Raw genomic sequence first — 14,452 nt, 5'->3', positions numbered from 1 at the left:
AATGAACAACCAGCTTTATTTAAAAGAAATTCAGACTCTTTTCGATGATGTTCAGAGAGCAAAAATCTTTGAAGATCAAAAAATGATGACCGATGCTGTTCCTTTATTTCCAATCGCGGAAATTAATGCAAAATATGCACAAGAAAAAAGTAATGCAGGTTTTGATCTGAAGGCTTTTGTGATGGCTCATTTTGATTTTTTGGGAGCAAGAGTTTCAATTCAGAGAGAAGATCATCTTCCTATTAAAGAACATATTGAAAAACTTTGGGATGAGCTGACCCGCACCGCCTACGAGGAAAAAGGAACACTTTTAAAATTACCCAAGCCTTATATTGTTCCGGGAGGACGTTTTAATGAATTTTTCTACTGGGACAGTTATTTTATCATGCTGGGATTACAGGTTTCCGGAAGAGTGGAAATGATGGAAAATATTGTGGAAAATTGTTCCTACCTTATCCAACACGTAGGATTTGTTCCGAATGCCAGCAGGACCCATTTTTTAAGCAGATCACAGCCTCCGTATTTTTCATTGATGCTGGATCTCCTTTTTGAAACCACAAAAGAAGAAAATATCTATATACAATATCATGCTACTTTAGAAAAAGAGTATGCTTTCTGGATGAATGGGGAAGAAGGGATGGAAGCAGGCTCTGAAGTCAAAAGAGTAGTCCGAACCACTGATGGTGATATTTTGAACCGTTACTATGATGAAGAAAATGCACCGCGTCCTGAAAGTTATCTGATCGATATTGAAGATCAAGAAAGTGCTTCAGGAGAAGAGTTTTACAGAAATATAAGAAGTGCCTGCGAATCCGGCTGGGATTTTTCCAGCAGATGGTTTGCAGACGGAGAACATATACAGACCATTGAAACATTGAATCTTGCCCAAGTTGACCTGAATTGCCTTTTATGGCATCTGGAAATGACTTTGGCAAAATCTTCATTGCTTCAGGGGCTGAGTGAGAAAGGGGATTATTTTACTGAAAGAGCAGCAAGACGCAGACAGATGATCAACAAATACTTCTGGGATGAAAAGACGAAGATTTACAAAGATTATCAGATTAAAAAAAACACAAAAACACCGTCTGAACATATTGCTGCTCTTTACCCTTTATTTCTGGGATTAGCAGATCAGGAGCAGGCTAAAGCGGTTGCTGATGCTCTCGTTGAAAAATTCTTATATCAGGGAGGTCTTGTCACCACAACAAAGAATTCCGGTCAGCAATGGGATCTGCCCAATGCCTGGGCTCCTTATCAATGGCTTGGTTATAAAGCCATGAGAGATTACGGGTTTAATGACGTGGCGGAAAAAATAAAAAATAACTGGTGTTCCAACGTAGAAAGAGTCTACAAAAACACAGGAAAACTCATGGAAAAATACAATGCACTGGATACAGAAACAATAGCAGGCGGCGGGGAATACCCCAATCAGGATGGATTCGGGTGGACGAATGGAGTGTATTTAAAATTACAACAAAACTGAAAAAAACAATAAAAAATAGGGCTATGAAAAAAACATCAATCTTTTTAGTCGCCGCTACAGCTACATTGTATTTCAATAATGCGTATGCTCAGGAAACTCCGCAGGACTCTGTGAAAGTTTCGTCTATCGACCAGGTTGTTATTACAGGAAATTCCAATCCAAAGAAAAAAATAGAATCCAGTACTGCGATTTCCACATTTAGTGCAAAGGAAATACAGAAGCAAAATCCTATCAGTGCTGCTGCTTTACTACAGAGGGTTCCCGGCTTTGCTGTTGAAACTTCAGGAGGTGAAGTGGGAAATAACCTGTTTGCAAGGGGAATTCCATCTGCAGGAGCTTATGAATTTGTGCAGGTACAGGAAGATGGTCTTCCCGTTTTTGAAGATGGTGCCCTTCAGTTTGCCAATGCGGATAATTTTTTCCGCGTCGACAATTCTGTCAGCAGGCTCGAAGCTTTAAGAGGAGGTTCAGGTTCCATTTTTGCGACGAATTCTCCCGGAGGTCTTATCAATTTTATCACGAAGGAAGGAACCAATGATTTTAAGGGAACCGCAAAAATTGAAACGGGAACCTATGGACTGATGCGTACAGACGTCAATCTTGGAGGTGCTTTGGTTAAAGATAAACTGTTTTTCAATATAGGTGGTTTCTACCGATCTGATGACGGAATCAGGAAAACCGGTTTTAAAGCGAATAACGGCGGACAGATCAGAATGAATCTGAAATATGTGTTCGACAAAGGGTACGTTAAAGTATATTATAAAAAATTAGATGACAGGAATACCTTCTTCCTGCCAATTCCTTTAATTCAAAATGGAAATAAGCTGAAAGGATTTGATGGCTTTGATCCGAATTATGGAACCTACAGCTACAGAGCGATCAGTCAGCTGAATATTCCACAGGCGGGAGGCGGCTTTTTCAGCAGAAACCTGGAAGATGGAATTCATCCGAAAGTGGATGTATTGGGAGCTGAATTCAAATATGACCTTGGGAATAACTTCAGTGTTCTCAATAAAACCCGATACACCAATATCAATATGAACTATACGGGAATTTTCCCGGCTGGAGCACCTCAAACCGGAGCTGAGTTTGCAAAGAATATGGGCATGACCAATTATCAGTATTCATTAGTAAGTAATGGCGCTATTGTAAATCCTGCTTACGTGCAAAAGTTAGGATTCTGGGCTATCGATAAAAAGATGGATAATTTTGTGAATGACTTACAGCTTAATTATAAATTTGACCAAGGAAATGTAACTGCCGGTTTTTATAAATCCAACTGGAAATCCCAGCAATACTGGAACTGGAGTAATATTCTGGCTACAGCCACAGACAGACCGGAGCTGTTAAATCTCGTAGATCCGTCGCTAAGCCCCAATGCAAACGGGTATTCTAAAACCTACAACGGGGTAACAGACATGACCTTTCTGCAGAGAAATACACAAACCCAGGGAAGCCTGAATGCCCTTTATGTAAACCTGGATTATAACGTTACCGATGCATTGAGTCTGAATGGAGGAATTCGTTACAGCCATGATTATTATAAAGGAAGTTTTGCCAATACAACGACAGCCAATTTAAACAATTCAGGGTTAACCACTGACGGGACCCATGGCTTTAATACCACAACGGCTGATGACAACATGAGTGTATTGGGAAATAAATTTACCTACTGGAACTATACTATTGATAAAGTTTCTTTCACGTTGGCGGCCAACTATAAAATTAACAGAGAAAATGCTGTATATGCACGTTTCTCCAATGGTTTCAGGTCTCCGAATGAAGAAGCATATTACAATTATTTTTCCAATCCGAACCCTGATAAACCTTTAAAATCAGTATCAACGAATCAGGTTGAAGTAGGATATAAATATTACTCCCGTACTTTTGACCTGGCTGTGATTCCGTTTTATTCATCCTTAAAAAATCTTTCATTTACAGATGTTTTCTCAGACGGAAGATCAGAAAATATATTTGCCAATACCAGGAATTTCGGGGTAGAAATAGAAGGATATGCCCGTTTATTTAATAATGTCCTGGAAGTAGCTTTCAACGGAACTGTTCAGAATCCTAAATATAAAAATCTGGAAGCAGGAAGTTTGCTCGAAGGAAATACTGTGAGAAGAATGCCGAAGTTCTATTTTAATATAGCTCCCGCTGTGAATATTACAAAATCATGGCGTGCTTATGTAAGTATGAACTATTACGGGAAACGTTTCCAGGATGAGCTGAATGTACAGACGCTGCCATCTTTCACAGAATTTGGAGCAGGAATGTCTTATCAGCTTGGAAAAATTCGTTTTGCAGTGGATGGAACCAATATCTTTAATACAATTGGTATTACGGAAGGAGATCCAAGAGCAGGATCACCGACGGGAGATGGTATCATCATGGCCAGACCTATCATGGGAGCTGCTGCCAGAGCTTCGGTTACTTTAGATTTCTAAACTCTATTTCTTTATAACACTGAAAAACCGTCAGAATTATTTTTCTGACGGTTTTGTTTTTTTATTGTTCAGGAAAATGCTTCCGTAAGCATCATAAGGTTAAGTATAAAGCCAATACTCTCAATCACTCTCTTCGAACTGAAATTCCGTCTACTTTAAAAACGGGTTATATTGTTTTTCAAAACCTATTGTCGTAGGATTTCCATGGCCTGAGAATACCTGAGTGGCATCATCCAGCACGAAAAGTTTTGTTTTTATCCCGTCGATCAGTTGTTCGTAGTTCCCTTTATACAAATCTGTACGGCCAATGCTGCCTTCAAAAAGTACATCACCGGAGATCATGAATTTTTGCTGGTCATTATGGTAAACCACGCTTCCCGGAGAATGCCCCGGTACATGGTATATTGTAAATTTCTCTCCGTCCAGTTCCAGTTCGTCCCCTTCTTTTACATATTCAATATCTACTTTTACCGGATCGATTTTCATTCCGAATCTTATTCCGCTGGCTTGCAACATATTCAGTACCTCATGATCATCCTGATGGAGACTTACCGGAACTTTAAAAGTATCAAACGCCCATTGGAGACCAAGTACATGATCAATGTGGGCATGGGTAAGAAGAATTTTCTGGATGTTCAACCCGTTTTCCTTAATAAAATTGTCTATGGCCTGGGTTTCCTGTGCATTCATATTTCCCGGGTCTATCAACCAGGCATTTTTATTTTCGTTGTAAAGGATGTAGGTGTTTTCGCTTGCAAAATTGAATACGAAACCTTGAATCTGAAGCATATCTGAATATTTTTATTTCAAAAATACGATATTATTAAGAAAATGGCTATTTTTCGTTATCTTCGTCATAATGAAAACTTTGCGCATACTTTTACTTTCTCTCGGAAGCCTGGTATATGGACAGAATATCCAGAGCATCCAGTTGTTTAATCCACAAACCAACGACGAAACTCCTGTTATTAAGTTTGGTGAGCAGTTGGTTCTGAGCTTTGATGATCTTACCAATGGAAGCCAGATTTATAGATATACCATCAGACACTATGACAGAAACTGGAATGAGGATACCCTGTTTTATACAGAATTTGCCAACGGCAGCATGAATGATCTGATTGATCAGTTTCAGTATTCATTCAATACTCTGCAGGCTTATACTCATTATAAACTGACTTTCCCCAATGATAAAATTCAGCCTAAAGTTTCAGGGAATTTCGAGTTGATCGTCTATAAAGATTCTGTTGAAAACCCTCTTTTAAAAAGAAGATTTTACGTCGTGGAAAATGGAGCTTCTCTTGCTTTGAATGTTTCAAGAATTGCCGATGCCAAGAATCCTAATGTAAATCAGAGAATAGAAGTAAAAGCCGTTTCTGCAGGCGGTGATCTTTCTTCAAATGTCAATTCGATGAGCTTATATGTCATGCAGAATAACAATCCTAATATGGTTATTCCGAATTTGAAGCCAAGCAGTGTTTTGGGAAATCAATTGCTTTTCCAGCAAATGAATCTTGTTTTTCCGGGAGACAATGAATTTTATTATTTCGATAATAAAAATATGAATATGGCGGCAGATATGGTACGGGCAACAGAAATAAAAGATGATGTTAATCAAACCTATTTGTATCCTGTATGGGCATTTCCGTTAAATTACCAATATCAGCCTGATGTGAACGGAGCCTGGTATTACAGAAGAAATGATCTGGGGAGAGAAAGAGATGCCGGAAGGGAAGCAGATTATTCATGGGTACATTTTTATCTTGAGTCCGATCCCGTAGATAGGGAAATTTATGTATTGGGAGGTTTTAATAATTTTTTGCCCGGTAAAGAAAATCAGATGCAATATGATGCAGCCAGCAAACAGTATGTTGCCCGGATATTCTTAAAACAAGGATTTTATAATTATGTTCTGGCTACAAAAGAAGCAAATGGGCCTTTAAACTTTGGAGAAGTGAACGGAAATTTCTGGCAGACAGAAAATCTCTACCAGGGATTTTTATATTATGCTCCTTTTGGAAGAAATTACGACGGGCTAATAGGATATGGAGAATTTAGAACGCCTGTAAGCAGTAAGAGGTAAGAAAATTTTTCATTTTTTAGCTTAATTATATTTATTTTATTTAGATAAATTGAAAAAGTAAAAAGCTGTCTCTCTTGAGATAGCTTTTGTTTTTGATATTATAACTCCCATGGATACTAGTTTCATATGTGTTTTTATGATTGTTAGGACATTGAAATATAATGCACGGCATGGTGAAAAATATTAATTCATAAAATATTGATTTTATGTTAATTTTTTTAATGTAAAATCAATATTGTGATAAAATTATCTTTATAATATTTTCTTTGTTTTAAAATCATTATTGTGTTTTATTTATTGATTTATAATATCAATTGAAAATTCCTCAATGATATGTTGGTTTTTTATGAAAAGTTTATAAATTCGTTTTCACATTTAACAAATATTATTATGAGAACAAAGTTTATTCTAGTGGCAAGTGTTGCCGCCTGCTCCTTCGTCTTTGGACAAGACAAACCATCTAAAGTAATTCCTGGTAAAAATGGCTTACACTCCGAATTCATGAGATTTGATAAAAACGGTCCCGATTTCCAGGGAAGTCCCCTTTTATTTGATGAAACCTCTCAGCGACTAGCACCGGGACAAGGGCGTAAATTAGGATTGGAAAAAGATGCATTAGGATTTGAAACGCACAGATTCCAGCAAACTGTTGATGGTATTCCTGTAGAATACGGAATGATGGCCGTACAGACCAAAAATGGAAAAATTGTAGGTGAATCGGGTAAATGGATACTTCAGATGCCTTCCAAAGGGATGGAGAAGAAAGCCAATATCTCCGAGAGCATCGCATTGCAAAATGCATTATCATTTGTAGGTGCAGATTCATACAAATGGCAAAATAAAGAAGAGGAAGATTTCATTAAAAAAGAAACCAATGATGCCAATGCAAGTTTTGCCCCTAAAGGTGAATTGGTGTATTATTCTGATCCTGCCGATGAAAAAATTCAAAATCTAACGTTAGCCTATAAATTTGATATTTACGCTGAGAAACCATTAAGCAGACAGTACGTCTTTGTAGATGCTAAGAGCGGAAAAGTGCTGGGAGTAGATGCAATCATTCATGAAGTCAATGCTCCGGGAACAGCAACAACGGCTTACAGCGGAAACAGAAATATTGTGGCCGACTCATATAACGGAAGCTACAGATTAAGAGAAACGGGAAGAAACGCAGGGACAGCCGTTGAAACCTATAATTTAAAGAAAGGAACCAGTTATTCTGCAGCTGTAGATTTTACAGATACGGATAACGTTTGGAATAACGTCAATGCCAATAAAGATCAGTATGCCACCGATGCCCACTGGGGAGCAGAAATGACGGTAGATTACTTATATTCCAAGTTTGGAAGAAAGAGTATTGATAACAATAATTTTGCTATTAAGTCATATGTTCACTATTCTACCAATTACTTTAATGCATTTTGGGATGGTTCCAGAATGACTTACGGAGATGGAAGTTCTACAACAAACGGAGGCAAGCCATTGACTGCTATTGACGTTTGCGGGCATGAAATTACCCACGGAATGACTTCTAAAACAGCCAACCTTGTGTACCAAAGAGAATCGGGAGCTTTGAATGAAGGTTTTTCAGATATCTTTGGAAATTCTATAGAGCGTTGGGCCAGACCTACTCAGGCAAGCTGGCAGTTAGGAGAAGACTTTAGCTATCCTATCAGGGATATGTCAAACCCTAACGCATTTAGCCATCCGGATACTTATTTGGGAAAATACTGGAAAGTTGCGTCTTCATCTTGTACCCCTACTCAAGCAAATGATTATTGTGGAGTTCATACCAATTCAGGAGTGTTGAATTTCTGGTATTATTTATTAGTAACAGGAGGATCCGGAACGAATGATAACAGTTTTGCTTATAATGTTAGCGGAATCGGACTGGATAAAGCAGGAGCTATTGCTTACAGAACATTAACATCTTATCTGACTTCGTCTTCAAACTATTCCAATACCAGAACATCTTCTATCCAGGCGGCAACAGATCTATACGGAGCCGGCAGTAATGAAGTCAATCAGGTTATTAATGCCTGGAATGCTGTAGGTGTTGGTGGAGGTACTTCTCCGGCAGGATTGGTGGCAGCTACGCCCAATGCATCAGCTTACACTATTAGCCCAAATCCCGCTACAGATAAATTTGAGGTGGTGTTTGAAGGTAAAGAAGGAAAAGGAGCTGTGGAACTGATCAGTTTAACAGGAAAAAGAGAAGTCTCTGAAAAAGTTACCATTAAAGATGGAACAAACAGAGTAAATATTCAGTTGCCGTCCAATCTTCTTCCGGGAATATATGTAGTAACGGTGAACGGACAAAAAGCAGGAAACCTGATTAAAAAATAATTCGTAAATATGTCTTTCAAAAAAGGCCGCTGAAAATTTCAGCGGCCTTTTATTTATATGATTACAATGATCTTATACCAGATAGAAATCATTGAGCTTTTCTTCGCAAAGCGTCTTTACTACATCGATCCAGCGGTCTTCATCATTCAGACACGGGATGTAATGGAAGCTTTCGCCTCCGCCGTGCATAAATTGTTCTTTTCCTTCCACCGAAATTTCTTCTAAGGTTTCAAGACAATCCGATACAAAGGCGGGACACACAATGGCCAGATTTTTTACTCCTTTTCCGGGAATTGTTTCCAAGGTTTCATCAGTGTAAGGCTCAATCCACTTATCATTTCCTAATCTTGACTGGAAAGAAACAATGGTTTTCTCCTTAGGCAGCCCCATTTTAGCGATCACGGCTTCTGTTGTTTTATAACACTGGTGTCTGTAGCAGAAAGCATTGTGAGTGTCTGATTGACTGTTGATACAGTTGGTATCATCAATTTTACATGTTTTTGACGGGTCTGTCTTATAAATGTGTCTTTCAGGAACACCATGATAAGAAAACTGGAGTGCATCAAAGTTTTCAGGCAATTTTTTCTTTGATACTTTCTGCAAGACAGCTGATATAAATATCTCTGTTGTAGAAAGGTTGAATATAATTGATTTTTACCTTCGGAAATTTCTTTTTCGTACTTCTTCAGCTTTTTCAATAACCGTCTCCGTCGTACTCATAGCATATTGCGGATATAAAGGAAAAAGAACAATTTCAGAAATTCCCTGATCTACAAGTTTCTGAATTCCGGTTTCAATACTGGGTTCAGCATATCTCATCCCGATTTCCACCGGAACATCGACCAGCTTCTGAAGTTTTTTCTGAATCTTTTCAGTAATGACCACTAATGGAGAGCCCTCATCCGTCCAAACGGTTTTGTAGGCTTCAGCAGATTTGGCGGGTCTTGTTTTTAAAATAATCCCACGAACAAGAAGAGCTCTGAAAATCCAACGGTAGTCGATCACTCTTTCGTCCATCAGAAATTCGTCAAGATATTCCTTTACATCATTTACTGCCGTAGACCTTGGCGATCCAAGATTAACCAGTAGAATTCCTTTTTTATTCAATATTTCTAATTTTAATTATGAAACGGATTCTGAAAAATCCATTACCAATTCTGATACTTTAGCAAAGGTATTGTTTTCAACTGAGCCATCTGGCTCAAATTTTCCTTTAATCCCTTTTATGAGAAGCTGATGTTTATCATTTGTTCTGGCTCCCAGAGTTGTTAAAAGCAGTAATAATTCCTCATGACCCTTTTCTCCGTTGGCAGAACCTGTTATAAATGCAACGGGTTTATCAGAAAAAACATTGGTAGAAACACACCATTCCAGTAGGTTTTTCAGCCTGCTCGGAATACTGAAGATGTATTCGGGTGTAGAAAATATCACTCCCGCCGCACTTCTGATAGCTTCTCTGACTTTTATAACTTCTTCCGGTGTATCAACATCAGTCAGTGATGTGTCAAAATGTGGTAAGACAGAAAGATCATCGTACATCCGATAATGGGGATTACCCGTTTTCTCAAATGCTTGTTCGATAAGTTTCTGATTGCTGGAGTTTTTTGTAGCACTGCCAATAATAACCAAAATTTTCTTGCCGGAAGTCATCGCAACTCTTATCCGTTTACCGCTTCTACTTTTTCAACTAAATCCGGAACGAATTGTTTTAAAATATTTTCAATTCCGTTTTTCAGAGTAGCAGTAGAACTTGGACATCCTGAGCAAGCTCCCTGTAGCAACATTTTTGCAGTTTTATTAGCCTGGTCATATTCCATTAATGAAATTTTTCCACCATCATTTTCTACTGCCGGTGCCACATATTCGTTCAGAATATCTGAAATTTTCTGCTCGTCTTCCGTGTAATCCCTGTTGATGATTTTTTCAACCGGATTCTCATGTTTCTGGGGTTCGATTTTTGAAATCTCACCACCATTTTGAAGATATTCAGCAATAAGGGCACGCACGGTCATCATTACCTGATGCCATTCCACAGAATTATCTCTGGTAACCGCTACAAAATTGTCCGAAATAAAAACTTCTGTGGCAAAATCAAACTCTTTAAAAATAGCCTCAGCCAAAGGAACTTCTGCAGCAGCCTCTTTTGATTTTACTTCTACAAAACCATCCATCAGTAATTTGCTTGAAACAAATTTCATTACATTAGGATTCGGAGTCATTTCTGCATAAATCTGATACATTTCTTTTTTCTTCTGAAGGTAAATTCTCGGGTTAGCCAGTAATTCATCTTCAACTACATTTTTCAGGCTTTCCACTACATGTTCCCATTCTACAGTATCCTGTTTTGCTACAGCTACAAAATTAGCCGTGATGAAAATTCTTTCTACAAACGGATAATTGAAAAGTTCCTGAGCCAAAGGAATTTCTGAAATATCTGAGTTTCTGTCCAACTCTAAAGATCCCGGAATCAAATTGTAATCAGTTACAAATTTCATCACTTTTGGGTTTTCAGTTGGTTCTATAAGTACGGTACGCATTTTTTCGTTAAATTTGAGATACAAAAATACGCATTACAAGTTAGAAGCTGCGAACTGAGAGTTAGATTTTTGCTATCGCTGTAATTTAGAAGTTAGATACCAGACTATAGAAATTAGCAAAATATACCTTTCAGGTGAGATAAATATTAAATTTTCAAATTAAAACTATGGCACTTATAAAAGAACTTTTAGGGAAAATACCACAGGTAGGAGAGAACACCTTTTTAGCAGAAACAGCTACCATTATCGGTGATGTTACTATGGGTAGAGATTGCAGCGTTTGGTATAATGCAGTGATCAGAGGTGATGTACATTATATCAAAATGGGGGATAAAGTAAATGTACAGGATAATGCAATGTTACACTGTACATACCAGAAACATCCTCTGAATATCGGAAATAATGTTTCAATAGGACACAATGCAATTGTTCACGGCTGTACCATTAAAGATAATGTGCTGATCGGAATGGGAGCCATTGTCATGGATGACTGTCTGGTAGAAGAAAATTCAATTGTAGGTGCAGGTTCTGTAGTGACTCAGGGAACCCACATCAAGTCAGGAGAAGTCTGGGGTGGTGTACCGGCAAAAAAAAATCAAGGATATCAATGCCCAGCTACTGGAAGGGGAAGTCAACAGGATTGCTGATAATTACGTGAAATATTCGTCATGGTACAAAGAGAACGTTAAAAATTACGAATTGTAAAGTTTCATACTTTCAGAGTGGAGAAGTGATTTCAGAATATTACTTTTTACTTTGAGAAAGACCTTACCCATGAAATGTAAACAGTTTTAAAAATCATTGGTTTATACACAAAGAAAGCTTCATCTTATGACGAAGCTTTTTTCGATTTGATATTGACCTTTGCTTTATTTTTAATTATTATCCGGGGTAATAAGCCGTATTTTTCCGTTTACACATTTGAGAGACGTAGGAGCGGGGATTACCATACAGTCGGACATAATATTATATTTTTCGTTAAAAATCCTTACTTTATCTGTATACTCATTGATTCTTGGGAGGACGGAGCTTTCCATTTTTTTAGGATATGCCAAGTATTGTTGAGGGCCGCCACAGGATTTTACACCCATTGGGGTAAATGCCCAGTCACTTGCATTTGTACATGTTTCTCCCGATACTTCAGATTCAATAGAGGCTTTAATCTTATCCAGCTGAGCCTGATCATATTTCTGGCTGTCTTCATCGGCAGGCCGGTCTGCAATATCGATCGGTTTATTGGTGTTAATGTTCTTAGAGCTATTACAAGAAACTAAAGTAAATGCAGTGCATAATGCTAATAAAGGAATGTAAATATGAATTTTTTTCACAGTAACTTTTTTTCTGTTAAAGAATTTTCAAAACTTGTGCCAAGGTAAGAAATTCAAATTCATTTCCGTATTTTTGACGACGATGAACAATCATTTTTTTGACTTAATAGAATATACCAACAGAAGTGTTTTTTTGACCGGGAAAGCAGGAACAGGAAAAACCACTTTTTTGAACGACTTTGTAAGAAGAACGAAGAAAAAACATATTGTAATCGCTCCTACCGGAATTGCCGCGATCAATGCAGGAGGAGTTACCATTCACTCTATGTTTGGACTGCCGTTAAGAACTTTTCTGCCTACTACAGAAAGAATAGATACCAGTTTGGCGAATAATATTGCCGATCTGATGCCTCACTTCAAATATAGAAAAGATAAGCTCAAGCTGTTAAGAGAGGTGGAGATTATTATTATCGATGAGGTTTCCATGCTCAGGGCTGATGTGCTGGATATGATGGATTTTTCCCTTCGGTTTATCAGAAGAAATAATCAGCGGTTTGGCGGCGTACAGATGTTGTTCATTGGAGATTTGTTTCAGCTCCCGCCTGTGGTGAGAGATGAGCATATTTTAAAAATGTACTACAATTCTCCGTTCTTTTTTGATAGCCATGCAATTAAAGAAATCCCTCTGGTTACTATCGAGCTTACAAAAGTATACCGTCAGTCTGATCAGGAATTTCTTGAAATTCTGAATGCAATCAGGGATGGTGATGTAGGAAATATAGACTTTGACCATCTGAATGCAAGGTACGATCCTGACTTCGATATGGGTAAGGAATCTTATGTATACCTGTGTTCTCACAATAAAATGGCAGATGAAATCAATCAGGAAAAACTGGCTGAAATAAAAGTCGATCCAAAAACTTATGAAGCAAAACTTACAGGTGATTTTAAAGAAAACCAGTTTCCCAATGATCAGTTCCTGGAATTGAAAATCGGGGCACAGATTATGTTCATCAGAAACGATATTTCCGGAGAAAAAAAATATTTTAATGGTAAGCTTGGTGAAATTATTGGTCTGGATGAAGATGAAATCAAGGTTGCTTTAGAAGGAAGTGAACAGGAGATTACCGTTAAAAAAGAAACCTGGGAGCAGAAGAAATATTTTCTGGATACCGACAAAAATATTAAAGAAGAGGTTCTGGGAAGCTTTGAACAATTCCCTGTCAAATTGGCGTGGGCCGTTACGATTCATAAAAGTCAGGGACTTACATTTGATAAAGTCATCATCGATGCCGGAAAAAGTTTTACAGCGGGTCAGGTATATGTTGCATTATCACGTTGCCGCACACTGGAAGGCATTGTTCTCAAATCTAAAATTACCCCTGAAGTTATTTTTAAAGACAACAGAATTCTACATTTCCACAGCAATACTGTCGTTAATGATCAGGTGGAGTCTATCCTGAATCAGGAAAAATACGATTACAGCATCAGAAAAGTTCTTCGTACCTTAGATTGTATATGGATTTTGAAGGCGGTAGAAGATTGGAATAAGCTTTCGGTGGTAACTAAAAATATTGATCATGTAAAAACCAATCAGCTTTATCTTCAGCTGAAACATGAGTCGGTGAATCTGGGTAAAATCTTTGAAAAACTGGAACGTATCATTTTTCAGAAGGTGAATCATTTTATTGAACAAAAAGAAGAATGGTCCGAAATTGAAAATAAAACCAAAGGTGCTGTTAATTTCTTCTTTATCGAGATCAGAGATAAAATTTTCAATCCGTTAAAAGAATTTTATGCTGAAATAAAAGGGGCAAAGGGGTTGAAACAATACAATGAAGAATTCCGGGACTGGTTAGAAGATATTGAAGAATACCTGAACAGCCTGAAAGAAATACATCTTCTTGACACCAGGCTTTTAGATGAGAAGAATGATAAAGAAATCAACCTTAAAATCGCAAAAGTTCCTTCCCAGGTATTGACTTTCCAGCTTTTTGAACAGGGAAAAACAATAGGTGAAATTGCACTGGAAAGAGGATTGGTAAAAGAAACTGTAATTGGACATCTTGCCAAGTTTGCAGAACAGGGATTACTGGATATTTCAAGAGTGATCACCACAGATAAGATCAAAGCTTTCGAAGCAGAGTTTTACAAAAAAGCCCACGAAACCCTTACAGAATGGAAAAATGTATTACCGAGCAATTTTGAGTTCAATGAAATAAGGATTCTTCTGAATCACTATAATTATAAAAAGGAAAAGAATTCGTAAAGAATTCTTTTCCTTTTTTGATAAT

The 14,452-nt window shown here is 37.7% G+C and carries 9 protein-coding genes and 2 pseudogenes; 6 read left to right on the top strand and 5 right to left on the bottom strand.

The window, feature by feature from the left end; translation table 11 throughout:
* The first annotated feature begins 1 nt into the window (after window position 1).
* Complete coding sequence (locus H3Z85_03790) at window positions 2-1,483, top strand: trehalase (GenBank protein QPQ52594.1); 1,482 nt, start codon at window positions 2-4, stop codon at window positions 1,481-1,483.
* Between the two features lie 23 nt (window positions 1,484-1,506).
* Window positions 1,507-3,930, top strand: coding sequence for a TonB-dependent receptor (locus tag H3Z85_03785; GenBank protein ID QPQ52593.1), 2,424 nt, complete (start codon window positions 1,507-1,509; stop codon window positions 3,928-3,930).
* 150 nt (window positions 3,931-4,080) lie between these two features.
* Here H3Z85_03785 and H3Z85_03780 read toward each other — a convergent pair whose 3' ends face one another.
* On the bottom strand, window positions 4,081-4,719 hold the full coding sequence (locus H3Z85_03780) for an MBL fold metallo-hydrolase (GenBank protein QPQ52592.1): 639 nt from the start codon (window positions 4,717-4,719) through the stop codon (window positions 4,081-4,083).
* A 70-nt stretch (window positions 4,720-4,789) separates the two neighbouring features.
* Between H3Z85_03780 and H3Z85_03775 the strand changes: the two genes are divergently transcribed.
* Together H3Z85_03775 and H3Z85_03770 are read left to right on the top strand one after the other, a co-directional pair.
* Window positions 4,790-6,010, top strand: a complete 1,221-nt coding sequence (locus H3Z85_03775; protein QPQ52591.1) for a DUF5103 domain-containing protein — start codon at window positions 4,790-4,792, stop codon at window positions 6,008-6,010.
* 390 nt (window positions 6,011-6,400) lie between these two features.
* Window positions 6,401-8,353, top strand: coding sequence for a M4 family metallopeptidase (locus H3Z85_03770; protein ID QPQ52590.1), 1,953 nt, complete (start codon window positions 6,401-6,403; stop codon window positions 8,351-8,353).
* Between the two features lie 72 nt (window positions 8,354-8,425).
* Here H3Z85_03770 and hemH read toward each other — a convergent pair.
* The 3 genes and pseudogenes from hemH to H3Z85_03755 all read right to left on the bottom strand — a co-directional run bounded on the left by hemH (window position 8,426) and on the right by H3Z85_03755 (window position 10,890).
* Window positions 8,426-9,460: pseudogene (gene hemH / locus H3Z85_03765) on the bottom strand (ferrochelatase).
* A gap of 15 nt (window positions 9,461-9,475) precedes the next feature.
* Window positions 9,476-10,003: an NAD(P)H-dependent oxidoreductase gene (locus tag H3Z85_03760; protein QPQ52589.1), complete on the bottom strand. Its 528-nt coding sequence runs from the start codon at window positions 10,001-10,003 to the stop codon at window positions 9,476-9,478.
* A gap of 8 nt (window positions 10,004-10,011) precedes the next feature.
* Window positions 10,012-10,890 (bottom strand): iron-sulfur cluster biogenesis protein NfuA, encoded by an 879-nt coding sequence (locus H3Z85_03755; GenBank protein QPQ52588.1) that lies wholly within the window; start codon window positions 10,888-10,890, stop codon window positions 10,012-10,014.
* 167 nt (window positions 10,891-11,057) lie between these two features.
* Between H3Z85_03755 and H3Z85_03750 the strand changes: the two are divergent.
* Window positions 11,058-11,595 (top strand): annotated as a pseudogene (locus H3Z85_03750) (gamma carbonic anhydrase family protein).
* 170 nt (window positions 11,596-11,765) lie between these two features.
* Here the strand turns inward: H3Z85_03750 and H3Z85_03745 are convergent.
* Window positions 11,766-12,218: a hypothetical protein gene (locus tag H3Z85_03745; protein QPQ52587.1), complete on the bottom strand. Its 453-nt coding sequence runs from the start codon at window positions 12,216-12,218 to the stop codon at window positions 11,766-11,768.
* An 82-nt stretch (window positions 12,219-12,300) separates the two neighbouring features.
* On the opposite strand from H3Z85_03745, the gene H3Z85_03740 reads away from it, so the two are divergent.
* Entirely contained in the window at window positions 12,301-14,427 is a 2,127-nt protein-coding gene (locus H3Z85_03740; GenBank protein ID QPQ52586.1) for a helix-turn-helix domain-containing protein, read from the top strand.
* The last annotated feature ends 25 nt before the right edge of the window (window positions 14,428-14,452 follow it).

Origin of the sequence: Chryseobacterium indologenes (genome assembly GCA_016025055.1) — a bacterium.
GTDB lineage: Bacteria > Bacteroidota > Bacteroidia > Flavobacteriales > Weeksellaceae > Chryseobacterium > Chryseobacterium indologenes.
Note: the sequence above shows the minus strand (reverse complement) of the source record. Positions and strands in the feature narration are given on the sequence as shown.

What these genes read in the sequence shown, in the direction of transcription:
- H3Z85_03790 (QPQ52594.1), top strand. Translation starts at nt 2, where the DNA reads ATGAACAACCAGCTTTATTTAAAAGAAATTCAGACTCTTTTCGATGAT.
- H3Z85_03785 (QPQ52593.1), top strand. Translation starts at nt 1,507, where the DNA reads ATGAAAAAAACATCAATCTTTTTAGTCGCCGCTACAGCTACATTGTAT.
- H3Z85_03780 (QPQ52592.1), bottom strand. Translation starts at nt 4,719, where the DNA reads ATGCTTCAGATTCAAGGTTTCGTATTCAATTTTGCAAGCGAAAACACC.
- H3Z85_03775 (QPQ52591.1), top strand. Translation starts at nt 4,790, where the DNA reads ATGAAAACTTTGCGCATACTTTTACTTTCTCTCGGAAGCCTGGTATAT.
- H3Z85_03770 (QPQ52590.1), top strand. Translation starts at nt 6,401, where the DNA reads ATGAGAACAAAGTTTATTCTAGTGGCAAGTGTTGCCGCCTGCTCCTTC.
- H3Z85_03760 (QPQ52589.1), bottom strand. Translation starts at nt 10,003, where the DNA reads ATGACTTCCGGCAAGAAAATTTTGGTTATTATTGGCAGTGCTACAAAA.
- H3Z85_03755 (QPQ52588.1), bottom strand. Translation starts at nt 10,890, where the DNA reads ATGCGTACCGTACTTATAGAACCAACTGAAAACCCAAAAGTGATGAAA.
- H3Z85_03740 (QPQ52586.1), top strand. Translation starts at nt 12,301, where the DNA reads ATGAACAATCATTTTTTTGACTTAATAGAATATACCAACAGAAGTGTT.